The following is a 26,096-nucleotide window of genomic DNA, read 5'->3' as shown; positions in this document are numbered from 1 at the left end:
GGTGGTGAAAAAATGTTTACTCATGTTGAAAGCTTCAAATCCGCTTTTCTAGAAAAATTAGAAACGATGTATGGGAAAAGTTTCAAAGATTCTACAACTCGTGATCAGTATAATACGCTCGGTCATATGGTACGTGAGTATATGAATAGTCAATGGATTGCAACGAATGAAAGTTATCGTTCTGGAGATCAAAAACAAATGTATTATTTATCCATTGAATTTTTACTTGGGCGTTTACTTGGAAGCAACATATTAAATTTAGGTATTAGAGATGTATGTGAAAAAGGACTTTTTGAACTTGGAATTTCTTTGCACGAGTTAGAAGAGATTGAAGCAGATGCTGGCCTTGGTAACGGTGGACTTGGACGTTTAGCAGCCTGTTTCCTCGATTCACTCGCTTCTTTAAACTTACCAGGACATGGCTGTGGTATTCGTTATAAGCATGGTCTGTTTGATCAAAAAATTGTTGATGGCTATCAAGTAGAATTTCCAGAACAGTGGCTTCTTCATGAAAACGTTTGGGAAGTAAGAAGGTATGACCAAGCCGTAGAAGTAAGTTATTTTGGAAACGTTGAGCCACTAGAAATTGATGGACGTTTAGAGTTTAGGCATACAAATGCAGAAGTGATTATGGCAGTACCATATGACGTTCCAGTAGTAGGTTATGAGACGAGTACTGTAAATACACTCAGACTTTGGAATGCTGAACCAGTTCCTTTCCCGCAAAATTGTAAAGATATTTTGAAATATAAGCGTGAAACAGAGGCTGTATCGGAGTTTTTATATCCAGATGATACGCATGATGAGGGGAAAATACTTCGTTTAAAACAACAGTATTTCCTCGTATCAGCAAGTTTGCAAAATATCGTTCGTATGCATAGGGAGAGACACGGTAGTCTTCGTCAGTTACATGAAAAAATCGCGATTCATATAAACGATACACATCCGGTTCTAGCAATTCCAGAACTTATGCGTATTTTATTAGACGAAGAAAAATTGACATGGGAAGAGGCTTGGCACATAACAACGCAGACGATTTCCTATACGAATCATACGACGTTATCAGAAGCGCTTGAGAAATGGCCAATTCGCATTTTTAAACCGTTATTACCGAGAATTTATATGATTATTGAAGAAATTAATGAACGTTTCTGTCATGAGCTTTGGGACCGTTATTCGTACGATTGGAAGCGTATTGAGGACATGGCCATTATTGCGCATGACCTTGTAAAAATGGCTCATTTAGCGATTGTTGGTAGCCATAGCGTTAACGGTGTGGCGAAAATTCATACAGAAATTTTAAAGCAGCGTGAAATGCGATTGTTCTATGAATTTTATCCAGATAAGTTTAATAATAAAACGAATGGAATTGCTCATAGGCGCTGGCTAATGAAGGCGAATCCACAGCTGACGAATCTTATTTCGGAAGCGATTGGAGAAGAATGGAAGAAAGAGCCGATTAAGCTGCAAGCACTGCAAAACTTCATACATGATACTAGTTTTCAAGAAAAGCTTGCAGGGGTAAAACAAGAGCGTAAGATTATTTTAGCGGAGAGCATTCATAATAAAATGGGGATCACTATTGATCCAAATTCTATTTTTGATGTGCAAGTAAAAAGACTACATGCTTACAAACGACAACTATTAAACGTTCTTCATATTTTATATTTGTATAACCGTTTGAAAGAGGATGCTAGTTTTACATTTTATCCGCGTACTTTTATCTTTGGAGCGAAAGCATCACCTGGCTATTACTATGCGAAAAAAATTATTAAATTAATCAATGAACTCGCAAGGAAAGTAAATAATGATCCGTACGTAAGCCAATATATGAAAGTTATCTTTCTAGAAAACTATCGAGTGTCTTTAGCGGAAGATATATTCCCAGCTGCGGATGTGAGTGAGCAAATTTCAACTGCGAGTAAAGAAGCATCAGGAACAGGGAATATGAAATTTATGATGAATGGTGCGATTACACTCGGAACGTTAGACGGAGCTAATGTTGAAATAAAAGACCGGGTCGGTGATGATGCCTGCTTCATTTTCGGCTTAACAGCGGATGAGGTTCTCCATTACTACCAAAACGGTGGATATCGTGCAAGTGACTATTATCACCACAATATGCACATTAAAAAAGTAGTAGATCAGTTAACGAATGGTTTCTTTGCACAGTCGGGAGCTGAATTTGAAGCGATTTATGATTCTCTCGTTATTCAAAATGATGAATACTTCGTTCTTCGAGATTTTAGCCCATATGCTGAAAGACAAGAAGCTGTCGGAAGGGCCTACGAAAATAGGGAGAAATGGCTGGAAATGTCGATTTTGAACATTGCACAATCTGGGCATTTTGCGAGTGATCGAACAATTTTGCAGTACAGTAATGAAATTTGGGGTATTGGTAATACTGTTAAACTATTTTAGATGAAAGCCCCTGTTGAAGGGGCTTTTATTTATTTTTAAAACAGGGATACGCTTGCTTAGAAAAATAAAACGAGCTTAATGAGATTAAGCTCGTTTTACTTATGTTGCTTAAGAAAGAAATGGGATAGCGGTATATATTATAGCTGTTCCGTCATATTCCCCTGTCGCAAAGTATGAAAATGTAAAGAAACCTGTAAACGAAAAAATTATTATAAGAAAAAGTGCAAAGAAAAATTTTAGCATGTAAGGTCCCCTCATCCGAAAGTAGTTTCATAGATTATTATAGTATACAAATATTTATTTTCCAAATGTTTACTGGTTAAAAATGAGAGGTCAGACATGTTTTGTATGTTGTAATGGAATGATTATTCGTAATGGATTTTGTATTTTTCGTAAATGTCATGTTGTGATGGACGTGTGCATATTCCCAGTCTTTATCATTAAAATGGACATTTCTTGGAGGGAGAAGAGGAACGACATCGAATAAATTGACAAAACGAAAGCTACTAGCTACTTGCAGTTTATAATAATTTCGAAAGGCGATATCTCCAACTTTTGGAGAGGCAAAGGTATAAAGACCGTACTGTGCGAAGGCAGTATTTATACGTGCATCTAGTATGTGTAGTGTAGCGAGTGCACCGCCTAAGCTATGGCCTGTTGCAAGAAGTTTCTTATGGGCTGGTAATGACACGAGCATATCCATAATAGAATCCCGGCAAGATTCATAAATTGAAAGAAAGCCGTTATGAACATTTCCGCTATTTAAAGCGTATGGGTATGGTCTTTGGTTGACGAGTGAATCGATAATCCAATCTGTATCTGTTTGTGTGCCCCTAAAAGCTACAATAATCGTATCTTCAGATTCTAATATGAACCCAAACCATTCCATCGTTTGAATCGCTTTTCCTTGAAAGCCTTGTACATATTGGAATCCATCAGGTATTTCAAAAATCCCATTTTGTTTATATTGTTCATACGTTAGATCGCAGCAAGATGCTAACAATATGGCAGTATCTTTATCAAAGGATAAAGGAGTACGCATCAAGAAAGCCCTCCTTAAGAAAAGGTATAGTTCAATATATGCAGTGAGGGACTTGATTCATTCTTTTTTGAAAAAAGGCTTGAACCTACAGTTACGTGAGGGAGTATGATTTTTGTAAACATATTGTTAGGAGGAGTGTAGGATGAGCAAAAAGGAAGGCTATTCAATTGGTGAGTTTTCAAAGAGAACAGGCACATCAATACGGACACTACAGTATTACGATGAACTTGGCCTGCTTAAACCTGAAAAAAATATAAGTTCAGGACACCGTGTATATAAAGATAGAGATATATTAGCGCTCCAAAAAATAGTGAGTCTTAAAGTATTAGGATATAGTTTAGAAGAAATTCGTGTCATGCTCAATGTGAAAGGTTTGAATATAAGCTTAAAAGAAACATTACAAAATCAAAGAGTAGCCTTTGAAGAAAAGAAAAAACAACTTGAAGTTTCGATAAAGGCGATTGAACGAACAATGGTATACCTTGAGGAAGATGAAGAGGTAGATAGTAATATATTAATGAGCTTAATTAATAGTATCCAAAAAGAAAACGAACAGCGTTTATGGCTTGAAGAATATGTACCAAAAGAAGTGGCTGATGGATTATATAATAAGCCGGAAGAAGAGGACATAGCACTTGATAAAGAGTTTATGCGTTTAGCAAAAGAAGTGAAAAGGTTATTTGGAAGACAAATTGAGGATTCAGAAGTGCAAAAATTGGTTGATGAACATATGAAAGCGACTCTTAAGTATGTCGGTGAAGAGACAATGTATTCTCTAGGTAAATTAGAGAATGTAGAAGAACAATATAATAATATGATGCCTTCTCCTTATACGGAAGAAGAAGAGGCGTGGCTTAATGAAGCGATGAAATACTTTATGATCCAAAATGGTTTGTATAGTCCACCTAAATAAAAAGTGCCCTATAAGGGCACTTCTTACTCTTTTCCATCTAATAAACGACCAAGTCCGCCTAAAACGCTACCTTCACCGCTGTTTTGAGCTGCTGGGCTTGTAAGACGTGCTGCTAAGCGGCTAAGTGTTAAGGACTGAATCCAAACCGTTCCAGGACCTTCTAGCGTTGCGAAGAATAAACCTTCGCCGCCAAATAGAGCTGTTTTTACTTTTCCAACGAATTGAACATCGTAGTTAACATCTTTCGTCATTGCAACGAGACAACCTGTATCAATGCGAAGTTTCTCGCCAGGTTTTAATTCGCGCTTATATACAGTTCCGCCTGCATGCATGAAAGCTAGACCATCACCTTCAAGTTTCTGCATGATGAAACCTTCACCACCGAAGAAGCCAGTTCCTATTTTTTTAGTAAACTCAATTCCGATAGAAACACCTTTTGCGGCACAAAGAAATGCATCTTTTTGGCAGACTACTTTTCCTTGATATTCTGTTAAATCAACAGGAATAATTTTTCCAGGATAAGGAGCGGCGAATGATACGTGTCGTTTGCCATGACCTGTATTTGTAAATACAGTCATAAACATACTTTCACCTGTAACGAGACGTTTACCTGCGCCCATTAATTTACCGAATAGACCATTAGATGGTCCAGAACCATCACCGAAAATCGTTTCCATTTCGATATGATCTTCCATCATCATCATTGCGCCAGCCTCTGCGACAACGCTTTCTTCTGGATCCAATTCAATTTCAACAAACTGCATATCATCGCCATATAATTTATACTCGATTTCATGTGCTTGCATTTTTTCACCTCATCATATGTAGTAATTATATTGTACAGAAATCAAAGGAATTAGAATACTGTAGTTTTGGTAATTTTTGAATAAAAATAGAATGAAAATTTAAGGTTATACTAGAATTATAAAAAACGATGGGACGAAAGTGTTCTCATTTGACGTTTTTGATATAGCATGATATAGTGAAAACACTATTGAGCTACATAATGTGGTACGGAAATAAAGCACGTTGTATTAAAGGCTGTAAGCTTGTTATACATTCATGTCCTTTATATCCACCTTTTCATGTGGATTCATAGTTTCATTTTTATTTAGGAGGTACATGACATGCAAACAGGTAAAGTTAAATGGTTTAACGGCGAAAAAGGTTTTGGCTTCATCGAAGTTGAAGGCGGAGAAGACGTATTCGTACATTTCTCAGCTATTCAAGGCGACGGCTTCAAAACTTTAGAAGAAGGTCAAGAAGTTTCTTTCGAAATCGTTGATGGAAACCGCGGACCACAAGCAGCTAACGTTACAAAAAACTAATTAGCTAGCGAAAAAAAGCATTCCGAATTTCGGAATGCTTTTTTTATGCTTTAGAACCAGACTCATCTGAAGATAATTCACCTTTAAAGGTGCGTTCTTCAAAGTCATCAAGCAATTGTTCATATTCTTCATGTTCTTCTGTTGCGAAAACTTGTGGGTTTTTTCCATACATATCTGTTCCGATAAAGTTTTCGAAATCCTCTACATACCCAACATTTTCTTCACTATTTACGTACATGCCATTATAGTTTTTTGAATCCTGTCTTTCTAAATCGGATGGTGTTTCTGATGTTCCGTAATTTGCGACGTCTTGCCAAGCATCTTCAGCATCGTACTCTACAGAATGATCTTCGTCGTGCTTATGAAACGAAGGATCTAGCACCTCTTCTTCAACTGGACGCGTCTGCATATCTAATTTATTTGTAGTGTGCTGAATACACGTTGTAGCAGTTGGCATTGCTTCTAATCTTTCAAATGGAATTTCCTCACCAGACACTTCGCAAATTCCGTACGTACCAGCTTCAATTTTTTGCAGAGCATGTTTCGTATCTTCTAACTGTTTATGCCAAAATTCGATGAGTCCGAAATCTTTCTCACGTTCGTACAATTCTGTAGCCATATCACCTGGATGGTTGTCATAGCTAGACAATTCTCCTACTGAATCACGTTCAGATGCACGGTTTTCATCTTCATGAGTTTGTATCGTTTGTTCAACTTCTTGCTGTTGTTTTTCTAGAATAGATTTAAATTGATTTATTTGTTGTGGAGTTAACATAGTCGTCCACCTTCCTACAATTCAGTTTCTTTACATAGTATGAGCGTTGAGAGTAGGAATTATGAGGTGAATTTCAGCCGGGAAGTCGGTATATGAAAAAAGGAGCCGCATAAGCAGCTCCTTTCTATAGGAAGTATCCAAGCAATAATCCGATTCCCATTAGGAGACCGAAAATTGTATTTGTTTTTGCTGTTGAAATCATCGCAGGTACCATTTCCATTGGAATGCTTTTGCCGATAAAGCCTTTCGTCGCTTTAAATGCTTTCGGTACACTTAAGAATACGATAAGCATCCATGGTGATACGATGTTAACGATGATTAAAGCGATTGTCCAAATGTAGGCAACGATAAACATAGAAGCAAGTACACCAACGGCTCTTTCGCGTCCAACGAGAATTGCTAACGTTTTACGACCATTTTCTTTATCACCATCTAAATCACGAATATTGTTAGATAGTAAAATTGCACCAATTAAAATGGAGCTTGGAATAGATAATAAAATCACTTCTGATGTTACTGCCCCTGTTTGGATAAAGAATGAAATACCAATAATAATGACACCCATAAATAATCCTGCTGTTAGCTCTCCAAATGGTGTGTACGCAATTGGAATAGGGCCACCAGTGTAAAGGTAAGCAACGGCCATACAAACAAGACCGATTGCAGCAAGCCACCAGCTAGAGTTCATACAAATATAAACACCTAATAGCGTTGCGATGCCTAAAAATCCGAATGCTAAGTTAAGAACGGTTTTTGGTTTAATGCCATCGCGGACGATAGCACCGCCTATTCCAACTGAACCTTCATGATCGAGTCCTCTTTTATAATCAAAGTATTCATTAAACATGTTCGTTGCTGCTTGAATGAGAAGGCAAGCAAGAAGCATCATAAAGAAAAGAGGAAGATGTATTTGATTTATACCTCCGACCTGCATTGCAAAAGCTGTTCCGATGAAAACAGGAACGAAAGCTGCTGTTAATGTATGGGGACGTAATAAACTCCACCAAATTCGCCAGCCTGTTTGTTTACTTGGCTTTGGCGCCGTAGGAGAGGAATTCGTTTCGACGTTCATTTCCATGTTGAATCCTCCTTGGTCACATATTGTACACAATTAAGTGTAGAAAAAGCATCATTTAGTGTCAACGTTTATTTTCTAGGAAGAGAAGGTGAATTTCTCAGAAATGCTAAACGTTGACAGGCCTTTCCTTTGAGGTGTATCTTAAAATCAAGCGTAATTATGACTATTTTTCGCCCATAGGGGGGAGACAATTGTGATTCAAACGAAACGAAAAGGCTTACAAGAAGTTCTTGTTACAGCTATTAAGCGTACGACTGATGAAAAAACATTAGTCAGTTTTGTAAAACAAATAGATTGGGTGGATCCACTTCTGTTTTATGCAGCAGGAAAAAGGATCGCATTCGAAAATAGATGTTATTTTGCAGACCCAGCTCAGCATGTAATATTTGCTGGAATTGGCTCTGTTTTCACTATAGCAAATTCCTCTCACAAACGCTTTCAAACTGCTCGTGACGAGTGGGATAAAGTAAAAGAGAAAGCATTCGTACAAAGAGAAGGATACGAATTTGGAACAGGTCCTCTTTTATTTGGTGGATTTTCATTTGACCAAGAAAAAGAAAAAACGAATCTTTGGAAAGAATTTGATGATACCACATTTTCACTACCAGCATTTTTATTAACTGTAAAAAATGAAAAGGCGTGGTTAACGATTAATCAGTTCGTTTCAGCTGAAGATTGTGCAGAAACTCTTTATAACGAAATTATTTCTGTAGAAGAGAGAATTTTACAAGAGAGTAAATGTGCACTAGAAGGATCAAAATTAACAGTTACTTCTAAAGTAGAAGTTGATCCGAAGGGCTGGATGAATGCGATTGGAAAAGTGCAAGATGAAATGAAGCAAGGGAACGTGCAGAAGGTTGTATTAGCAAGGGAGCTAAAATTAACGATGGATCAGCATATTGATTCCGTTCTTGTTTTAGAAGCGCTTCGCATTGGGCAACCGGATTGTTACGTATTTTCTTTTGATTATAAAGGAGCATGCTTCTTAGGGGCGACACCTGAGCGATTGATTCGAAAAGAAGGCGAGAAGTTTACATCGATGTGCCTTGCTGGTTCAATTGGTCATGGCAATTCTATAGAAGAAAGTAAACAAAATGGTGAGACGCTTCTTCATGATGAAAAGAATTTGGCTGAACACGGTTATGTAGTTAACATGATTCGAGGTGTGCTAAGTGAGCATTGCGAATCTGTTAATATTCCGGAGAGCCCAGGCTTATTAACGACGAAAAATTTAATCCATTTATATACGCCAGTAGAAGCAAAAGGTGATGCAAGTCTTTTAACGATGGTAGAAGAATTACATCCAACACCAGCTCTTGGTGGTACACCTCGTCATGAGGCGTTGAAATTAATCCGTGATGTAGAGCTTTTAGATAGAGGATTATATGGTGCACCAATTGGCTTTATAGATGATGAAGGAAATGGTGAATTTGCGGTTGCACTTCGCTGTGGATTATTAAATGGCGAGAAGGCATCCTTATTTGCCGGCTGTGGTATCGTAATTGATTCAGTAGCTCAGCTTGAATATGAAGAAACAAGTTTGAAGTTTAGACCGATGCTTGGTGCTTTGGAGGAATTAATGAAATGAACAATCATATAGAAGCATTATCATACTATTTAGGCGCATTCGTGGACGAACTGACGCGTCTAAATGTATGTGATGTTGTCATTAGTCCTGGGTCACGGTCAACGCCGATTGCCTTACTAATGGAACAACATGACGGAATGAAAACATATTTACATGTAGACGAAAGATCAGCAGGATTTTTTGCGCTCGGTATTGCGAAAGCGAAAAAACGTCCTGTTGCACTATTATGTACGTCAGGGACGGCAGCAGCGAACTATTATCCAGCTGTATGTGAAGCGTTTCATTCACGAGTGCCGCTTATCGTATTAACAGCGGATAGACCGCATGAATTAAGAGATGTGGGTGCACCACAGGCGATGAATCAATTTAATTTATACGGTACTTTTGTGAAGCAATTTACAGAGATGGCACTTCCTGAAGCGAGTGAAGCAATGTATCATTACGCCCGTATGACGACGCAGCGTACGATAGCAAGCGCACTTTTAGCACCGCAAGGACCTGTTCATCTTAATTTTCCAGTTCGCGAGCCGCTTATACCGGATTTCTCATTAGAAAGTTTATGGGATAAAGGGCGTGGTGAATATACAGGAGTAGTTCAGCAAGGGAACGTGACGATGCCGAGTGAATATGTAGATTCTCTTGTAGGGCGCCTTTCACATATGGAAAAGGGGCTTATTATTTGTGGAGACGGCAGTCATCCAGAAATAACAGAAGTTGTTATGAAAGTAGCTGAGAAAACAGGGTATCCAATTTTAGCAGATCCACTTTCTAACCTTCGTAGTGGTAATCATGATAAAACGATGGTTATAGATTGTTACGATACATTTTTACGAAATGAATTGTTAAAAGAAACGTGGAAGCCGGATGTTTTAATTCGTTTCGGCGGAATGCCTGTCTCTAAAGCATTAACGCAGTTCATCAAAAAACAAACGAAAGCTGTTCATATCGTTGTCGATGAATCTGGACAATGGAGAGATCCAGCTCTAGTTGCGACAGAAGTTGTACAAGCTAGTGACATTGAATTTTGCAGAGCATTACTAGAGAAAATGCCAGTTATGAAAAAGAATGATTGGTTCGGAATGTGGAAACATATAAACGAGAAAACGAGAGAAACGCTTCGTGAGATGGAAGCATATGAAACGGCATTTGAAGGAAAAGTAATTACGGATATTGTAAGTGTATTACCAGAAGGGGCAACGTTATTTGCGAGTAATAGTATGCCAATTCGCGATACCGATTCATTTTTCTTCACATCGGATAAAAACATTCAAGTAATGGCGAACCGCGGTGTAAATGGTATTGATGGAATCATTTCAACAGCTTTAGGAGCGAGTATTATTTGTGATCCGCTCGTATTAGTAATCGGTGATTTATCATTTTATCACGATTTAAACGGACTATTAGCCGCGAAACTGCATGAGTTAAATATAACGATTGTTGTTGTAAATAATGATGGTGGAGGTATTTTCTCATTCTTACCACAATACGAGAAAAAGGAACATTTCGAATCATTATTTGGAACACCAATTGGGCTTGATTATGAACATGTTGTCAAAATGTATGGTGGTTCATTTAGCCGTGTAAATGGTTGGGAAAACTTCCGAGAAGAAGTACAAACTGGAACGAAAACGAATGGATTACACGTTGTGGAAATTTGTACGAATCGCGAAGAAAACTTGAAATTACATCGTGAACTATGGGCAAAAACAATGGACGTTATTACTACATCTTTGCAAGGTGAATCAAAATGAAAGTAACATTGCAAGGTGTATCGTATGAATATGAAGTAACCGGAAGCGGGGAACCACTTCTACTTCTTCATGGTTTTACGGGAAGCATGGAAACGTGGCGTTCTTTCGTTCCTTCCTGGAGCGAGCAATTTCAAGTCATTTTAGTAGACATTGTTGGGCACGGGAAAACGGAAAGTCTTGAAGATGTGACGCATTATGATATTCAAAATGTGGCACTGCAAATGAAAGAACTACTGGATCATCTTCATATTGAAAATGCGCACATACTTGGCTATTCAATGGGTGGTAGACTTGCGATTACGATGGCATGCTTATATCCAGAATATGTGCGTTCGCTTCTTTTAGAAAACTGTACAGCTGGACTTGAGAGTGCAAAAGAGCGAAAAGAACGCAAGGAAAAAGATGAACGACTTGCCGATAAAATTGAGCAAGAAGGCATCCAAAGTTTTGTATCGATGTGGGAAAATATTTCGCTATTTGAAACACAAAAACGTTTAGCGCAAAACGTAAAAGAAGCGGTGCGAAAAGAACGACTTGCTAATAATCCAAAAGGACTTGCAAATAGTCTTCGCGGCATGGGAACAGGGGCTCAGCCTTCATGGTGGAACGAATTGCAAAACCTAAAAATGCCTGTCCTTTTACTGAATGGAGAAAGCGATGAAAAGTTCTTTCGCCTATTAAAAAACATCGAAAAATGCATCCCTCATGCGAAATTTGTCAAAATTGATGGGGCTGGCCATGCAATTCATGTGGAACAACCGGAAAAGTTTGATACAATAGTAAAGGGATTTCTAAAAACTATGCAGTGATACTTTTTTCAGTAAGAAGGAAGTTGCACTTATAGCGGAGATCAGAAATATAAAAGGAGGTAATAGTAATGACTATTGAATGGGTAAAAGAAGGCAATTACGAAGATATTATTTATTCAACATACAATGGCATCGCAAAGATTTCGATTAACCGCCCTGAAGTACATAATGCATTCCGTCCTAAAACGGTAATGGAGTTAATCAATGCTTTTGCACACGCTCGTGATGATGCAAATGTTGGCGTTATCATTTTAACAGGTGAAGGTGGACGTGCATTCTGTTCTGGCGGCGATCAAAAAGTTCGCGGTCATGGTGGCTATGTAGGTGACGACCAAATCCCACGTTTAAACGTATTAGACTTACAACGTCTAATTCGCGCAATCCCTAAACCAGTTATCGCAATGGTAGCAGGTTATGCAATTGGTGGTGGACACGTACTTCATATCGTATGTGACTTAACAATCGCTGCAGACAACGCTGTATTCGGACAAACAGGTCCTAAAGTAGGAAGCTTTGACGGTGGATACGGAGCTGGTTATTTAGCTCGTATGGTAGGCCATAAGAAAGCTCGTGAAATTTGGTACCTATGCCGTCAATATAGTGCACAAGAAGCGGTTGATATGGGCTTAGTAAACACAGTAGTACCATTAGAAGAACTTGAAGCAGAAACAGTACAATGGGCACAAGAAATTTTAGCAAACAGCCCAATGGCACTTCGTTTCCTAAAAGCTGCATTCAACGCAGACACAGACGGTCTAGCTGGTATTCAACAACTAGCTGGAGACGCAACGTTATTGTACTACACAACTGACGAAGCAAAAGAAGGCCGCGACGCGTTCAAAGAAAAACGCACTCCGGACTTCGGTCAATTCCCTCGTTTCCCGTGATCAAACCAAAAGCGGAAGCGGCTCGTTTAGAATGTGAGGGGGATGGAGCTTCTGACAAAGAGGCGCTTTTTGCCTCGTAGGAAGAAGTGAAGCCACCGAACATTCTAGCCGCTGTAGCTGGATGTCTCAAAAGCGGAGCCGACTGTTTAGTCCCGTAGGCTAAGGCTCTTTCACACAGAAAGTGTTTTTTACTTTCTCGTGCGGAAGGTTCTTAGACGGAAGGGGCTAGGAGACGCTCCCAAAAGATCACACCGGAAACAAAACAACTAAGAGACTTGATGTCATATCAGGTCTCTTTCTTTCATGAAAGGAGAATGAGTGATGGAGACGATGCCGAATTGGTTAATGCAACGTGCATTTTTAACACCTGATCGCACTGCAATTGAAATAGAGGAAGAGAAGGTTACCTTCGTGCAGTTACATGAAAAAGTAGTAGCTGTTTGTGAACACCTCACGCATGTAGGAGTGAAGCGGGCGCAAAAGGTGGCTGTTCTGATGAAAAATGGTATGGAGATGATTACAGTTATTCACGCTCTATCTTACATAGGTGCAGTAGCTGTACTTTTAAATACGCGTCTTTCAAGAGAAGAGCTACTTTGGCAAATGGGTGATGCGGAAGTTGTTTGTTTAGTGACGGATCAAGAGTTTGAGACGAAAAATGTTCCGGTATATTCATTTGCTGAAGTGATGCAAGGACCGAAGGCGGAAGCATTTATACAAGAAGAATTCTCTTTAGAAGAAGCGATGACAATTATTTATACGTCAGGGACGACAGGGAAACCGAAAGGCGTTATTTTAACGTACGGTAACCACTGGGCAAGTGCAGTCGGTTCCGCGCTTAATTTAGGACTTCGTGATGATGATTGTTGGTTAGCTTGTATGCCAATGTTCCACGTTGGCGGGTTATCGCTTTTAATGAAAAATATTATGTACGGTATGCGCATTTTACTCGTTCCAAAATATGATGCTAATTTTATTCATAAAGCACTTCAAACGAGAGGCGTTACGATTATTTCTGTCGTTTCTAAAATGCTAACAGATTTATTAGAACGACTTGGCGAAGGTACATATCCATCTTCTTTACGATGCATGTTACTTGGGGGAGGACCAGCACCGAAGCCGTTATTAGAAACATGTGTGGAAAAAGGAATTCCTGTGTATCAAACGTACGGTATGACAGAAACGTCATCGCAAATTTGTACGTTAACAGCAGATTACATGTTAACGAAAGTAGGATCAGCCGGAAAACCACTATTTCAGTGTCAGCTTCGTATTGAAAAAGACGGCGTAGTTGTGCCGCCCCGTGCTGAAGGAGAAATTGTAGTAAAAGGACCGAACGTAACAGGTGGCTACTTTAACCGTGAAGATGCGACGAGTGAGACAATTAAAAACGGATGGCTTCATACTGGTGACCTCGGTTATTTAGATGAGGAAGGATTTTTATACGTATTAGATCGACGCAGTGATTTAATTATTTCTGGCGGGGAAAATATATATCCAGCTCAAATTGAAGAAGTGTTACTCTCTCATCCGGCGGTAGCAGAAGCGGGTGTTGTCGGTATGGCTGACGAAAGTTGGGGACAAGTACCAGCTGCTTTTGTTGTAAAAAGTGGAGAGGTAACAGAAGAAGAAATTCTTCGTTTTTGCGAAGAGAAATTAGCGAAATATAAAGTGCCGAAGAAAGCATGTTTCTTAGAGGAATTACCACGAAATGCTTCGAAGAAATTGTTAAGACGAGAGTTAAGACAATTAGTGGAGGAGATGTAGGTGGAAATAAAAAAAGCGACACTTTATATAACGGAAATGCCACTCATTATCCCGTTTGCCGCAAGTTACGGGACTTATGAAAAGCGTGAAAGTATCGTCATTGAATTAGAAGATACGGATGGATACATTGGTTTTGGTGAAGTCGTTGCATTTTCTGAACCGTGGTATACGGAAGAAACGGTGAAGACAGCGCTGCATGTACTTCAGGATTTTTTATTACCAGATTTATTGAAATCTGAAATCTCTCATCCGAATGAAGTACCGTCTTTGTTCCAACATATAAAGAGAAACCGAATGGCAAAGGCCGGAATTGAAGGTGCTGTTTGGGATTTATATGCGAAGCGTCAAAAGCAGTCGTTAGCGATATTGCTTGGCGGAAATAGGTCTGAAATTGAAGTCGGCGTTGTGATTGGGATCAATACGATTCCGGTTATGCTAAAACAAATCGAGAAGTACGCGGAAGAAGGATACGAGCGCTTTAAAGTGAAAATAAAGCCAGAACATGATTACGAATTGCTGAAAGAAATTCGTAAAGAGTTTCCGAATATCCCGTTAATGGCTGATGCAAATTCAGCTTATACATTAGCGGATACGGAGAAGTTGAAACGACTAGATGAATTTAGGCTTATGATGATTGAACAACCGTTAGCGGATTACGATTTTATGGATCATGCACAACTGCAAAAGAAAATTGAAACACCGATTTGTTTAGATGAAAGCATCCATAGTTTAGAAGACGCACGTGTTGCGATTACGCTTGGCAGTTGCCGCGTCGTTAATATTAAACCAGGGCGAGTGGGCGGATTAACAGAATCCGTTCAAATCCATAATTATTGTATGGAGCATAATATCCCTGTTTGGTGCGGCGGTATGGTAGAGATGGGGATTTCACGAGCTCAAAATGTTGCACTTGCCTCTTTGCCAAACTTTACGATTCCTGGAGATATATCTGCTTCTAGTAGACATTGGGAGAAGGATATCATTTCACCAGAAGTGATGCTTGAAGGCGGAAAAGTAAGGGTACCGCAAAGCGTTGCTGCTGAGTATGAAGTAAATCGCGGGAGGTTAGCAGAAATCACGAAGCAGCGGATTATTTTGGAGCGGTAGGATTAATCTTTAATCAGGACGCCCGCAAATAGCGGTAGGATTTTGTCGTTAATTGTCGGTAAGTCGATATATTTAAAAAATCGCCGATATAATTTCATTTATCAAGGTTACTCTTACGGGTAGCCTTTTCTTATTGTACAAATTGGATAGACTAGTTTACAATCGAGCGTATGAAAACAGAATAAAGTAGGGGGACTAAAATGAAGCGCATTTCAATTTTGATAGCTGATGATGAAGCGGAAATTGCTGATTTAATTGAAATACATTTAGAAAAAGAGGGTTACCACGTCGTTAAAGCAGCTGATGGAGAAGAAGCCATGCATATTATTCAAACTCAGCCAATTGACTTAGTGGTTTTAGATATTATGATGCCGAAAATGGATGGATATGAAGTGACGAGGCAAATTCGCGGCAAGCACCACATGCCAATCATTTTCTTAAGTGCGAAAACATCTGATTTTGATAAAGTGACAGGTCTTGTATTAGGTGCGGATGATTATATGACGAAACCTTTTACACCGATTGAATTAGTTGCACGTGTAAATGCACAACTACGCCGCTTTCTTACGTTAAATCAGCCGAGAATAGAAGAAAGTAAATTAGCTTTGGAAATTGGTGGGATTGTTATTGATCCTGAGCGAAGAACAGTAAATGTGTACGGAGAGCCAATTGAATTAACACCAAAAGAATTTGATATTTTATATGTATTAGCAAGTCACCCGAAGAAAGTGTATAGTGTGGAAAATATTTTTCAGCAAGTATGGGCTGAAGGGTATTACGAAAGTGGAAATACAGTTATGGTACATATCCGTACTTTGCGAAAAAAGCTTGGGGAAGATAAAAGAAAGGATAAGTTAATAAAAACAGTGTGGGGGGTAGGTTATACTTTCAATGGCTAAAAAGATGAGAAGCTTTCGCTCGAAGATGGTTATGCTATTTGCGTTAAGTATGATATTAGCTGGTGGCGTAACGTATTTAATTTATGAGGGGCTACGTCTCTATTATAAATTAGCAGTTCGTTATGAGGATCCTTTAGCCCAATTTCGTTCAATGGTAAGACAAATTGGGGACATTAATTTCTTTTTAATTGTATTTATTCCTCTGTCCATTATGTTTTTCTTCTTCCTTACTAGACCGTATTTAAAATATTTTGATGAGATTTCGAAGGGGATTCATCATCTTGCGAACGGAGATTTTTCAAATCAAGTTCGTGTTTCATCAAATGATGAGTTTGGATATATCGCACGCGAAATTAATGTAGCGAGTGAAAAATTAAAAGAAGCGGTTGAACGAGGAGACTTTGCGGAAAGTAGTAAAGATCAGCTCATTGTCAACTTAGCTCATGATTTAAGAACGCCGCTAACATCTGTTTTAGGGTATTTAGATTTAATTCTTAAAGATGAGAATTTAACGAAGGAACAAATTAAACATTTTTCTACAATTGCTTTTACGAAATCCGAAAGGCTTGAAAGCTTAATTGATGAATTATTTGAAATAACGAGAATGAATTATGGCATGTTGCAAATTGAAAAAAGATCGATTGATATAAGTGAATTACTTATACAGTTAGATGAAGAATTATATCCGTTATTAGAAAAAAAAGGTTTAGAAGCGAGATTGAATATGGATTCGCATTTACCTATTAACGGTGACGGGAAATTGTTAGCTCGAGTATTTGAAAATCTTTTAACGAATGCGATTCGCTATGGATACGATGGAAAGTTTGTTGATGTGAACGGATATATTGATCATGAAGAGGTAGTTGTACAAATTATTAATTACGGCGATAGCATTCCAGAAGAAGATTTACCATATTTATTTGATATGTTTTATACAGGTGATAAGGCGAGGTCAGAGCAAAAGGGCGGAACAGGCCTTGGGCTATTTATCGCAAAAAATATTATCGAACAGCATGATGGGACAATCTCTGCTGAAAGTAACGTAATTAGAACGATATTTGAAGTGAGATTACCAAAAGAAGAGAGCAAAGCAATTTAATAAAAATTTAAACTTTACCCCACTTTTTATTTTAATAGTTTTTTCTATTCTATACGTAAGTTACGTTAAGGAGGAACTAGAAATGAAAAAGTGGGTATTTATTTCTCTTTTTATAATATGTACAGCATGTGTAGGCTTTTATATATCACCAGTATTTCAAAAGGAGATCGATGTTAAAATTGCAGAAAAAGATAATAAAGTAAAAGCCGCGAACACTGAAAAGATAGAGGTCACAAAGGAACAAATTTATAAAGGGGATCTACTATTAGTTAATAAGGATTACCCGGTTAAAAAAGATAGTGTTAGGTCCGATATTGTCAATGTAAATCACAATAGTGAATTAGTAAGAGGCTATGTAATATTTGATAGAAATCTTCGCTTATCAGAGGGTGTTGTAAAAAAGTTTTTGAACGTTGTCGATGCAGCTGGGAAAGATGGAGTACAGCATTTCTTAATGAGTAGCGGTTACCGAGATTTTCAAGAACAAAGTAAATTATATAAAGAAATGGGATCGGATTATGCACTTCCAGCAGGATATAGTGAGCATAATTTAGGGTTATCACTCGACGTTGGGTCTACTCAAAAGAAAATGGAGAAAGCTCCTGAAGGAAAATGGATTGAAGAGAACGTATGGAAGCACGGATTTGTTTTACGTTATCCGAAAAATAAAAGTAATATTACGGGCATTCAATATGAGCCGTGGCACATACGTTATGTCGGCCTACCTCATAGCGCAATTATGCAAAAAAAGAAGATTACGTTAGAGGAATATTTGGACTTCTTAAAAGAGGAAAAAGAAGTTTCAACTGAGGTTGAAGGTAAGAAATATACGGTTTCTTATTATAAAGTTTCTGGGAACATGAAAGTGAATGTTCCGGCGAATAAGCAGTATGAAATTTCGGGGAATAATATGGATGGGGTTATTGTGACGGTTCAGGAATAGGGGTTCTTTTGAAAAAAAATTAAACTTTAATCAGTGGGGATTTTGCGGGATAAAATTTGATTCTCCCATAATAGCGCTCTATAGTGGGAGAATCAAAATAGAGGAGCAGATACAATTCTTAATAATAGAAAAAGAAATTTTTAATTCAAAGTAAAAAAGATGGGAGCCTCATCAACATTCTTAAGCCACATATACTCTTGGCCATTTAAACTATCCTTCACCCAGACATCACCTTTATATACATTAGTCTTCTTGCGAAACCAAGTAAGATAAGATCCAACAACTTGAGGATCTTCATCAAGTTCATTCTTTTTCGGGAACGAGATTTGTCTCTGTTCTTCTGTTTTTATATTGATAATATAAAGCTTTGTGAACATCGTCGGAACAGGACCTTCCTTCCATTGCTTGTTCTCTTTTGCACGAGCCACAATTACTTTGTCTGGTGAGAACCATTCCAAATCAAGGTCTACATAACCTACAGGTGTGTATTCCTTTTGTTGTTTTGATGTTATCATGTCTGCAACTGTGAATTTTTTATTTTCTACAAAAAACCTTCCTTCTCCTGAAATATAGGCCAGTTGATTGGCTGATGGAGCCCACTTTATCCAATCTTTGAATCCTAGCATTTCACCAATCGCTTGAAAGTGTTTCCCTTTTGATGAGATAACACATAACGTATTGCTATCCATTGACAAGGAAGCAGTAGGAGTGGCCAAAAAGCTAACCCACTTTCCATCAGAACTCCACTTAAAATAGTTAGTACCAATCGCAAATAAATCAGTTTCATTTGTTTGAATCGTATAAAAAGGTGTTATTTTATCTTTAACAAGATTTGCATCTACTTGAATTCTATAAAGTGGGATTGGACCCCATCCAGTAGGACGCAAGCAGGAGTGTGAGGAAACGATAAATTCTTTTCCGTTCGGGAACCATTCGAAATCACTAATCCCAAGTGATACATTTTCAAACCCTTGTGGGCGACCATTCTTTATTTTTGTAACGTTTAATACACCTTGATCAGTGTAGGCCAATTGATTTTTGTTAGGAGCCCATTTAAAGTCAGAGGTTACGACCCGTACATAAGGCTGATAGCTTATTTTCTCCTTAGTATCATAAATGAATAGGTTAGATTTTTCTCCCTTTTCATCACTATCAATATAACCAAGAAACCTACCATCATACGACCATTTTGGAGAATACACATATTGATTCTTTGTGATTTGTATTTCTTGATTTCTTTTTTTAATCCATAGCTGATGGTCACGAATAAATGCAGCAGTGAGTGATGGGGCATCTGCGCTAACCGTCATTGGTAAATACAAAGTGATTAAGATTATAAATAATAAAATTCGAAATCCCAAGGACATCCCTCCTGCTTATAGGTTGTCCTGATATTTACTGGGAACTCTCACCAAAATGTTGATTTTAATTTATAATCTTCTTTAACAGAACGAAATGATTTACACTCAAACATTATAACGTTATATTTACTTTTCGTTTTTTTCATGTTACTCTAAATATGTGAAAAAGATATAAAATGAAACTTTAATGTAAGCGTATTCTTATGGCTTCTTATAGAAAAGGGTGGAAATACAATGACAGAACGATTCGTGCTACGTAATGTGAAGCGTGTGAACGGGGAAGAGATTGACATTGTAGTTAAAAATAATAAAATCGCACAGGTGACGAAAGCTGGTGCTGGCGAGGGTGGAAAGGTTCTTGATTACTCAGGTACTTACGTATCGAGTGGTTGGATTGATTTGCACGTTCATGCTTTTCCAGAGTTTGATCCGTATGGCGATGAGGTGGATGAAATTGGCGTTAAGCAAGGGGTAACGACAATTGTTGATGCGGGTAGCTGCGGAGCTGATCGTATTGCAGATTTAGTACAAAGTAGAGAGCAGGCAAAAACGAATTTATTTGCCTTTTTAAATATTTCTCGCATCGGTTTGAAACGAATTGATGAATTATCCAATATGGAATGGATAGATAAAGAGAAAGTAATAGATGCAGTAGAAAAGTATAAAGATGTAATCGTTGGGTTAAAGGCGAGAATGAGTAAAAGTGTCGTTTGTGATAGCGGAATTGAACCGCTGCACGTAGCGCGCTCTTTATCTCGTGAAACATCATTGCCGATTATGGTACATATCGGTTCAGCTCCTCCGCGTATTGAGGAAGTTGTACCTCTTTTAGAAAAAGATGATGTCATTACACATTACTTAAACGGGAAAGAAAATAATTTATTTGATGAAGAAGGCAAACCGCTACCTGTGTTGTTAGATGCAGTGAAACGTGGTGTTCATTTAGATGTTGGTCACGGTAATGCTAGTTTTTCTTTTAAAGTAGCAGAAGCGGCGAAGCGTCACGGTATTGCCTTTAATACGATTAGTACAGATATTTACCGGAAGAATCGTATACACGGTCCAGTTTACAGTATGGCTCACGTTCTTTCGAAATTCCTTTATTTAGGGTATCCGCTAGAAGAAGTAATAGATGCGGTTACGAAAAATGCGGCAGAGTGGCTGAAAAAACCAGAGCTTGGTCGTATTCAAGAAGGGGATATTGCAAACTTAACTTTATTTACGGTGAAAGATGAACCGATTACGTTAATTGATTCAGAAGGGGATCAGCGCGTTGCTGAAAGAAGAATTGATACGAAAGGGGTTGTAATCAATGGGTCATTCATTGAATGCTAAGTACGGCTTAAAAAGAGTGATTAATGCGAGCGGTAGAATGAGTATTTTAGGTGTATCCGCTCCTACAGATACAGTTATGGATGCGATGAAACATGGTGGACAAAATTATGTGGAAATTGCTGATTTAGTAGATAAAGCGGGAGACCATATTGCGAGAATTCTAGATTCAGAGGCAGCGGTTGTTGTAAATTCAGCATCAAGCGGAATTGCGCTTTCTATCGCTGGTATCGTTACAGAAGGAAATCGTCGTAAGAGTGAACGACTTCATCAAGAGGTAATCCTGAAAAACGAAGTGATTATGTTAAAAGGTCATAACGTTCAATACGGTGCTCCTGTTGAAACGATGATTTATTTAGGCGGCGGTAAGCTCGTTGAAGTCGGTTACGCAAATGAAGGGAAAGCAGAGCATATTGAAGATGCGATTGGTGAAAATACAGCAGCGATTCTTTATGTGAAATCGCATCATGCAGTGCAAAAAAATATGATTTCTGTTGAAGAAGCGTGGGAAGTAGCACAGCGAAATAATGTACCACTTATCGTTGATGCGGCAGCTGAAGAAGATATTCAAAAATACGTGAAGTATTCAGACCTAGCCATTTATAGCGGTTCAAAGGCAATTGAAGGACCTACTTCCGGTATTGTCGGCGGTAAACGAAAATATATCGAATGGTTGAAAGTGCAATTACATTGCAGCGGTAGAAGTATGAAAGTTGGGAAAGAAACAACTTTCGGTTTACTTCAAGCGCTTGATGAGTACGGAGTAAAAGAAGATAAGAGTGAGCAAGAAAAAGAGTTGTTACAAGTGCTTATGCCGCTGAAAGAGTTAAACGGTGTAAATGTAACAATCGTTCAAGATGAAGCTGGAAGAGCAATTTTTAGAGCGCGTATTCATATTAACGAGAACGAATTAAATAAAACTGCAAAAGATGTTGTGACCGCGTTACGCGAAGGGGAAATCGCCATTTACACACGTGATTACGGAGTAAGACAAGGGTTCTTTGATATTGATCCACGTCCACTTCAAGGCGATGACATACATGTGATTGAAGAAAAAATGAGAGAAATTGTAGGGGGAAACTAAGATGACAAACATTCAAAAACGTTTTTATAAAGGCCGCGTAGCATTAAATGTATTAGCGAACAATATCCGAAATGCGAAAGACATTTTTGAAGCAGCAGAAGGTTATGTAGTAGTCGGTGTGTTATCAAAAGACTATCCGACAGTAGAAGAAGCAGTAACTGCAATGAAAGCATACGGAAAAGAAATTGATGACGCTGTATCAATTGGACTTGGAGCAGGAGATAATCGCCAAGCGGCAGTTGTAGCTGAAATTGCGAAGCATTATCCTGGTAGTCATATTAACCAAGTGTTCCCTTCAGTTGGAGCGACGCGCGCAAATCTTGGCGGAAAAGATAGCTGGATTAATAGTTTAGTATCACCTACAGGAAAAGTAGGGTACGTAAATATTTCTACTGGTCCAATTAGTGCAGCTGGAGAAGAGAAAGCAATCGTTCCAATTAAAACAGCTATCGCACTTGTACGTGATATGGGCGGGAATTCATTGAAATACTTCCCAATGAAAGGTTTAGCGCATGAAGAAGAATATCGCGCTGTTGCGAAAGCATGTGCGGAAGAAGGATTTGCATTAGAGCCAACAGGCGGAATTGATAAAGAAAACTTTGAAACAATTGTACGTATTGCATTAGAAGCAAACGTAGAGCAAGTTATCCCGCACGTGTACTCTTCTATTATTGATAAAGAAACTGGTAATACGAAAACAGAAGATGTTCGTGAATTACTAGCGGTCGTGAAGAAGTTAGTTGATCAATATGCGTAAGAAAATTGCAGCATTTGGTGAAGTAATGATGCGCCTGCAAGTGCCAGGGTATGAATTGCTATCGCAAGCAAACTCATTAAATTACTCATTTTCAGGTACAGGTGTGAACGTTGCAGCAGCACTTTCTCATCTAGGGCATGAAGGGCTTCTTATTTCAACTTTACCGGAAAATTCGGTTGGAGATGCGGCGGTATCGCACATTCAAAAACTAGGGATTCAAGCACCGTTTATTTCAAGAGGCGGTAAATATGTTGGTATGTACTTTTTAGAAATTGGATTTGGCGCACGTGCAAGCCGCGTTACGTATTCTAACCGATTAGAAAGTAGTTTCAATACGGCGTCTGAAGAGATGTACCAATTTGAAGAAATCGCTAAAGAAATTGATATCGTTCATTTTTGCGGAATTACACTTGCGATGAATGATACTGTTCGTCACCATATGAAATCGTTAGCGAAAGCAGTAAAGGAAAACGGAGGCACTGTTGTCTTTGATTGTAATTATCGTCCATCGCTTTGGGGAGAAGATGGGTATGAACAGGCGAAACCTCATTATGAAGAAATGCTAGGCCTTGCCGATATTGTAATGATGAATGAAAAAGATGCGATGTTTGTTCTTGGAATGAAAACGGAAGAGACGGAGCGAGAAGCACAACTTGTTGATCTTATTCCAAAAGTCGCAGAAATATATAATATCGCTACAATTGCTGGTACACATCGTTTTATTAATAGCGATAATACACACTCACTTCGCGGATTCATATGTAAAGATGGAACGTTCACTTTTGCCAAAACACTTACGTTTTCTGTATATGATAGAATAGGTGCTGGAGATGCTTATACGAGCGGAATTATTCATGGCGAGATAGAAGAGTTTGCACCAGAGAAAGCTGTTTCATTTGCGTCAGCAGCTGGAATGCTTGCACATACAATCGTCGGTGATACGCCAATGTCATCAGAGAAAGATATACTTCGGGCAATGACGGCATCAGTAGGTGATGTAGAAAGGTAGTGGGTGTAACGGTGAACGTAACGAGAAAAAGAGGTCCATTATATTTACAAATTAAAAATATTATTCGTGATCGAATATTGCATGGTGTTTATGCCATTCATACAAATATTCCTTCTGAACCACAATTAGAAGAAGAGTTCAAAGTGAGTAAAATTACAGTACGAAATGCAATTAAAGAGCTCGTTCAAGAAGGGTATTTAGAGAAGAAAAGCGGTAAAGGAACGAAAGTCATTCGAAATACTTCTGCGACAAAGCTTTCAAAGGGAAAGAAATTTACAGAAGTGTTAGTGGAAGAAGGCTATAAAGTACAAAAGAAATTGCTAAAGGCAGAAGTGGTTCATAATGAAGAAGGAACAGTACCATTTCGTTTGTTTGGTAAAGAGAGTTTTCGTATTGAGCGTCTATATGCTTTAAATGATACTCCGTACATTCATTATACGCACTATTTCTCAGCACAAATGGCAAGTACAGACTTAGCGGACTTTGACTTACAATCGCTCTATGATCTAGTCGAGGACCGTGGTATACATTTAGAAAACTTCAGAGATGAATTCGCTGTTGGATTTGCGCCTAATTTCGTTGCAGAAGCGTTAGGCGAAAAAGAGGGAACAGCGTTATTAAAACGTATGCGCTATTCTTACGATGAAGTTGGCGAAGTAATTGAATATAGTGAAGGCTACTACAATACGGAAATGCAGCATTACGTTGTAAATTATGATGTGTAAAAAATGAAGAGGGACTAATTCCCTCTTTTTTTGTAAAAAATTTTCATATCGAAGGGGAATGGGATATGGATATATACTTATTAATCGTCACGTTAATTGCGATCGCAATTGTTATTTTAGGGGTATCATGGTGGAAATGGCATGCGTTTATTAGTTTAACAGTTGCTAGTCTATTTTTAGCTATTATGTCTGGACTGAACTTGACCAAAATTGTTACTGCCTATGAAACTGGTGTTGGTAGTGTACTAGGGCATTTAGTTGGCATTTTGGCTCTCGGAACAATTTTAGGGAAAATGATGTCTGATTCAGGGGCTGGCATGCAAGTAGCAGATTTCTTCATTCGATTCTTCGGGGTGAAAAAATTACCTTGGGCAATGTTATTCGCCGGATTTGTTATAGGTATTCCAGTGTTTTTTGAAGTGGGAATCGTCATTTTATTACCACTTGTTATTTCAATTCGAAAAACAACGAAACAAAATATATTGTTAATTGCGTTACCTGTTATTGCCGGATTATCGATTGTACATGGGCTAGTGCCTCCGCATCCAGGTGCGATGACAGCAATTGGTATTTATAACGCGAATTTAGGAAAGGTACTATTGTATTCATTGATTATCGCGTTACCAACAGCAATAATTGCAGGACCGGTATTTGCAAAGTGGGTACATAAGAGGGTTATACCTGAAAATGAACCGGAGCTTGTTCGAGTTACGACAGTATCTACTGATTTGCCAAGTCGTAAAGCTTCATTCTTTATTATTTTATTACCAGTAGTTTTAATGATTTTATCAGTAGTCGCACCATATATTTCATTACCGAAAAAAATAACTGAATTTTTAGTGTTTGTAGGAAGTCCGGTAATCGCTTTACTTATTTCATGTTTCGCAGCGTTTTATTTGCTTGGTATAAAACAAGGAATTAATAAAAAGGTGATTAAAAAATTAACAGATGAAAGTTTACTACCTGTCGGTTCCATTATTTTAATAATTGGTGCAGGCGGTGGATTTAAACAAATATTAATTGAAAGCGGCGTTGGAACAGCCATCGCTCAAATGGCAGAACATATTTCATTATCACCGATCGTCTTAGCGTTCATGGTAGCGGGATTAATACGAATTGCAACAGGCTCAGCTACTGTAGCATTAACGACAGCAGCTGGAATTGTTTCACCGGTTATTCAGCACATGTCTGGTGTGAATTTAGAATTACTCGTTATTGCAACCGGTGCAGGTTCATTAATGTTTTCTCACGTAAATGATGCAGGGTTCTGGCTTGTAAAAGAGTATTTAGGTTTGACAGTAAAAGAAACGTTTAAAACGTGGACGGTGCTGGAGACATTGTTATCATTTATTGCATTCGGCTTTGCGCTTTTACTTAATATGTTTGTTTAGAAGAAGGGGGTGCCTATTTAAAGGTATCCT

Annotated in this window: 23 protein-coding genes; 18 read left to right on the top strand and 5 right to left on the bottom strand. The window is 38.3% G+C overall.

Annotated features, from left to right (window positions below; genetic code table 11):
- Positions 1 to 12 precede the first annotated feature (12 nt).
- The gene (glgP, locus tag MR155_RS17175) at positions 13 to 2,421 is read left to right on the top strand and encodes a glycogen phosphorylase (protein WP_219301107.1); all 2,409 of its coding nucleotides are present in this window, start codon (positions 13 to 15) and stop codon (positions 2,419 to 2,421) included.
- Between the two features lie 319 nt (positions 2,422 to 2,740).
- On the opposite strand, the gene MR155_RS17170 is transcribed toward glgP, so the two are convergent.
- Positions 2,741 to 3,463, bottom strand: a complete 723-nt coding sequence (locus tag MR155_RS17170) for a lipase family protein (protein WP_002138843.1) — start codon at positions 3,461 to 3,463, stop codon at positions 2,741 to 2,743.
- 142 nt (positions 3,464 to 3,605) lie between these two features.
- Here MR155_RS17170 and MR155_RS17165 point away from each other — a divergent pair, with 142 nt between their 5' ends.
- On the top strand, positions 3,606 to 4,376 hold the full coding sequence (locus MR155_RS17165) for a MerR family transcriptional regulator (RefSeq protein ID WP_242310664.1): 771 nt from the start codon (positions 3,606 to 3,608) through the stop codon (positions 4,374 to 4,376).
- A gap of 23 nt (positions 4,377 to 4,399) precedes the next feature.
- Here the strand turns inward: MR155_RS17165 and MR155_RS17160 are convergent, their stop codons facing one another.
- Positions 4,400 to 5,182, bottom strand: a complete 783-nt coding sequence (locus tag MR155_RS17160; RefSeq protein ID WP_002015806.1) for a TIGR00266 family protein — start codon at positions 5,180 to 5,182, stop codon at positions 4,400 to 4,402.
- Positions 5,183 to 5,503: 321 nt separating this feature from the next.
- Here MR155_RS17160 and cspD point away from each other — a divergent pair, with 321 nt between their 5' ends.
- Positions 5,504 to 5,704 (top strand): cold-shock protein CspD, encoded by a 201-nt coding sequence (gene cspD, locus MR155_RS17155; RefSeq protein ID WP_001193051.1) that lies wholly within the window; start codon positions 5,504 to 5,506, stop codon positions 5,702 to 5,704.
- 43 nt (positions 5,705 to 5,747) lie between these two features.
- Here cspD and MR155_RS17150 read toward each other — a convergent pair whose 3' ends face one another.
- Positions 5,748 to 6,479: a yteA family sporulation protein gene (locus MR155_RS17150; RefSeq protein ID WP_002129658.1), complete on the bottom strand. Its 732-nt coding sequence runs from the start codon at positions 6,477 to 6,479 to the stop codon at positions 5,748 to 5,750.
- Between the two features lie 124 nt (positions 6,480 to 6,603).
- Entirely contained in the window at positions 6,604 to 7,557 is a 954-nt protein-coding gene (locus MR155_RS17145; RefSeq protein WP_002015811.1) for a 1,4-dihydroxy-2-naphthoate polyprenyltransferase, read from the bottom strand.
- Between the two features lie 193 nt (positions 7,558 to 7,750).
- Here MR155_RS17145 and MR155_RS17140 point away from each other — a divergent pair, with 193 nt between their 5' ends.
- The 9 genes from MR155_RS17140 (at position 7,751) to MR155_RS17100 (ending at position 18,407) form a co-directional block, all read left to right on the top strand.
- Positions 7,751 to 9,145: an isochorismate synthase gene (locus MR155_RS17140; RefSeq protein ID WP_242310662.1), complete on the top strand. Its 1,395-nt coding sequence runs from the start codon at positions 7,751 to 7,753 to the stop codon at positions 9,143 to 9,145.
- Positions 9,142 to 10,896 (top strand): 2-succinyl-5-enolpyruvyl-6-hydroxy-3-cyclohexene-1-carboxylic-acid synthase, encoded by a 1,755-nt coding sequence (gene menD / locus MR155_RS17135; RefSeq protein ID WP_242310660.1) that lies wholly within the window; start codon positions 9,142 to 9,144, stop codon positions 10,894 to 10,896. The genes MR155_RS17140 and menD overlap by 4 nt, the downstream gene beginning before the upstream one ends.
- Positions 10,893 to 11,705, top strand: coding sequence for a 2-succinyl-6-hydroxy-2,4-cyclohexadiene-1-carboxylate synthase (gene menH / locus MR155_RS17130; protein ID WP_242310658.1), 813 nt, complete (start codon positions 10,893 to 10,895; stop codon positions 11,703 to 11,705). Before menD ends, menH begins: the two co-directional genes overlap by 4 nt.
- A gap of 68 nt (positions 11,706 to 11,773) precedes the next feature.
- The gene (gene menB / locus MR155_RS17125) at positions 11,774 to 12,592 is read left to right on the top strand and encodes a 1,4-dihydroxy-2-naphthoyl-CoA synthase (protein WP_016102878.1); all 819 of its coding nucleotides are present in this window, start codon (positions 11,774 to 11,776) and stop codon (positions 12,590 to 12,592) included.
- A gap of 321 nt (positions 12,593 to 12,913) precedes the next feature.
- A complete protein-coding gene (locus tag MR155_RS17120) occupies positions 12,914 to 14,359 on the top strand; it encodes an o-succinylbenzoate--CoA ligase (RefSeq protein ID WP_242310656.1) in 1,446 nt (481 codons plus the stop codon).
- Positions 14,360 to 15,466, top strand: coding sequence for an o-succinylbenzoate synthase (gene menC / locus MR155_RS17115; RefSeq protein WP_242310654.1), 1,107 nt, complete (start codon positions 14,360 to 14,362; stop codon positions 15,464 to 15,466).
- 200 nt (positions 15,467 to 15,666) lie between these two features.
- Entirely contained in the window at positions 15,667 to 16,365 is a 699-nt protein-coding gene (locus MR155_RS17110; RefSeq protein WP_219301116.1) for a response regulator transcription factor, read from the top strand.
- Positions 16,358 to 17,464 carry a sensor histidine kinase gene (locus tag MR155_RS17105; RefSeq protein ID WP_242310652.1) on the top strand — a complete coding sequence of 369 codons (1,107 nt, stop codon included), beginning with the start codon at positions 16,358 to 16,360 and terminating at the stop codon, positions 17,462 to 17,464. Before MR155_RS17110 ends, MR155_RS17105 begins: the two co-directional genes overlap by 8 nt.
- A gap of 82 nt (positions 17,465 to 17,546) precedes the next feature.
- Positions 17,547 to 18,407 carry a M15 family metallopeptidase gene (locus MR155_RS17100; protein WP_242310650.1) on the top strand — a complete coding sequence of 287 codons (861 nt, stop codon included), beginning with the start codon at positions 17,547 to 17,549 and terminating at the stop codon, positions 18,405 to 18,407.
- 140 nt (positions 18,408 to 18,547) lie between these two features.
- Here MR155_RS17100 and MR155_RS17095 read toward each other — a convergent pair whose 3' ends face one another.
- A complete protein-coding gene (locus tag MR155_RS17095; protein WP_242310648.1) occupies positions 18,548 to 19,768 on the bottom strand; it encodes a translocation protein TolB in 1,221 nt (406 codons plus the stop codon).
- A gap of 234 nt (positions 19,769 to 20,002) precedes the next feature.
- On the opposite strand from MR155_RS17095, the gene MR155_RS17090 reads away from it, so the two are divergent.
- The 6 genes from MR155_RS17090 to gntP all read left to right on the top strand — a co-directional run bounded on the left by MR155_RS17090 (position 20,003) and on the right by gntP (position 26,066).
- Entirely contained in the window at positions 20,003 to 21,103 is a 1,101-nt protein-coding gene (locus tag MR155_RS17090) for an amidohydrolase/deacetylase family metallohydrolase (RefSeq protein ID WP_242310646.1), read from the top strand.
- A complete protein-coding gene (locus MR155_RS17085) occupies positions 21,081 to 22,184 on the top strand; it encodes a DgaE family pyridoxal phosphate-dependent ammonia lyase (protein WP_087962806.1) in 1,104 nt (367 codons plus the stop codon). The genes MR155_RS17090 and MR155_RS17085 overlap by 23 nt, the downstream gene beginning before the upstream one ends.
- Before the next feature lies 1 nt (position 22,185).
- Complete coding sequence (gene dagF, locus MR155_RS17080; protein ID WP_000181936.1) at positions 22,186 to 22,941, top strand: 2-dehydro-3-deoxy-phosphogluconate aldolase; 756 nt, start codon at positions 22,186 to 22,188, stop codon at positions 22,939 to 22,941.
- Entirely contained in the window at positions 22,934 to 23,950 is a 1,017-nt protein-coding gene (locus MR155_RS17075; RefSeq protein ID WP_242310644.1) for a sugar kinase, read from the top strand. Before dagF ends, MR155_RS17075 begins: the two co-directional genes overlap by 8 nt.
- Positions 23,950 to 24,675 (top strand): GntR family transcriptional regulator, encoded by a 726-nt coding sequence (locus MR155_RS17070; RefSeq protein ID WP_002015828.1) that lies wholly within the window; start codon positions 23,950 to 23,952, stop codon positions 24,673 to 24,675. The genes MR155_RS17075 and MR155_RS17070 overlap by 1 nt, the downstream gene beginning before the upstream one ends.
- A gap of 65 nt (positions 24,676 to 24,740) precedes the next feature.
- On the top strand, positions 24,741 to 26,066 hold the full coding sequence (gene gntP, locus MR155_RS17065; protein ID WP_242310642.1) for a gluconate permease GntP: 1,326 nt from the start codon (positions 24,741 to 24,743) through the stop codon (positions 26,064 to 26,066).
- Positions 26,067 to 26,096 lie beyond the last annotated feature (30 nt).

This window comes from Bacillus cereus group sp. BfR-BA-01331, assembly GCF_022663915.1.
Classification (GTDB): Bacteria; Bacillota; Bacilli; order Bacillales; family Bacillaceae_G; genus Bacillus_A; species Bacillus_A mycoides.
The sequence above is the reverse complement of the archived record's forward strand: the minus strand, read 5'-3'. Positions and strand labels throughout refer to the sequence as shown.

Excerpts from the sequence above, each read along its gene's own strand:
- MR155_RS17075 (WP_242310644.1), top strand. The coding sequence starts at position 22,934 with ATGCGTAAGAAAATTGCAGCATTTGGTGAAGTAATGATGCGCCTGCAA.
- MR155_RS17160 (WP_002015806.1), bottom strand. The coding sequence starts at position 5,182 with ATGCAAGCACATGAAATCGAGTATAAATTATATGGCGATGATATGCAG.
- dagF (WP_000181936.1), top strand. The coding sequence starts at position 22,186 with ATGACAAACATTCAAAAACGTTTTTATAAAGGCCGCGTAGCATTAAAT.
- menH (WP_242310658.1), top strand. The coding sequence starts at position 10,893 with ATGAAAGTAACATTGCAAGGTGTATCGTATGAATATGAAGTAACCGGA.
- MR155_RS17170 (WP_002138843.1), bottom strand. The coding sequence starts at position 3,463 with ATGCGTACTCCTTTATCCTTTGATAAAGATACTGCCATATTGTTAGCA.
- MR155_RS17165 (WP_242310664.1), top strand. The coding sequence starts at position 3,606 with ATGAGCAAAAAGGAAGGCTATTCAATTGGTGAGTTTTCAAAGAGAACA.
- MR155_RS17090 (WP_242310646.1), top strand. The coding sequence starts at position 20,003 with ATGACAGAACGATTCGTGCTACGTAATGTGAAGCGTGTGAACGGGGAA.
- MR155_RS17150 (WP_002129658.1), bottom strand. The coding sequence starts at position 6,479 with ATGTTAACTCCACAACAAATAAATCAATTTAAATCTATTCTAGAAAAA.
- menD (WP_242310660.1), top strand. The coding sequence starts at position 9,142 with ATGAACAATCATATAGAAGCATTATCATACTATTTAGGCGCATTCGTG.
- MR155_RS17120 (WP_242310656.1), top strand. The coding sequence starts at position 12,914 with ATGGAGACGATGCCGAATTGGTTAATGCAACGTGCATTTTTAACACCT.
- gntP (WP_242310642.1), top strand. The coding sequence starts at position 24,741 with ATGGATATATACTTATTAATCGTCACGTTAATTGCGATCGCAATTGTT.
- MR155_RS17105 (WP_242310652.1), top strand. The coding sequence starts at position 16,358 with ATGGCTAAAAAGATGAGAAGCTTTCGCTCGAAGATGGTTATGCTATTT.
- MR155_RS17110 (WP_219301116.1), top strand. The coding sequence starts at position 15,667 with ATGAAGCGCATTTCAATTTTGATAGCTGATGATGAAGCGGAAATTGCT.
- glgP (WP_219301107.1), top strand. The coding sequence starts at position 13 with ATGTTTACTCATGTTGAAAGCTTCAAATCCGCTTTTCTAGAAAAATTA.
- MR155_RS17145 (WP_002015811.1), bottom strand. The coding sequence starts at position 7,557 with ATGGAAATGAACGTCGAAACGAATTCCTCTCCTACGGCGCCAAAGCCA.
- cspD (WP_001193051.1), top strand. The coding sequence starts at position 5,504 with ATGCAAACAGGTAAAGTTAAATGGTTTAACGGCGAAAAAGGTTTTGGC.
- MR155_RS17085 (WP_087962806.1), top strand. The coding sequence starts at position 21,081 with ATGGGTCATTCATTGAATGCTAAGTACGGCTTAAAAAGAGTGATTAAT.
- MR155_RS17100 (WP_242310650.1), top strand. The coding sequence starts at position 17,547 with ATGAAAAAGTGGGTATTTATTTCTCTTTTTATAATATGTACAGCATGT.
- menB (WP_016102878.1), top strand. The coding sequence starts at position 11,774 with ATGACTATTGAATGGGTAAAAGAAGGCAATTACGAAGATATTATTTAT.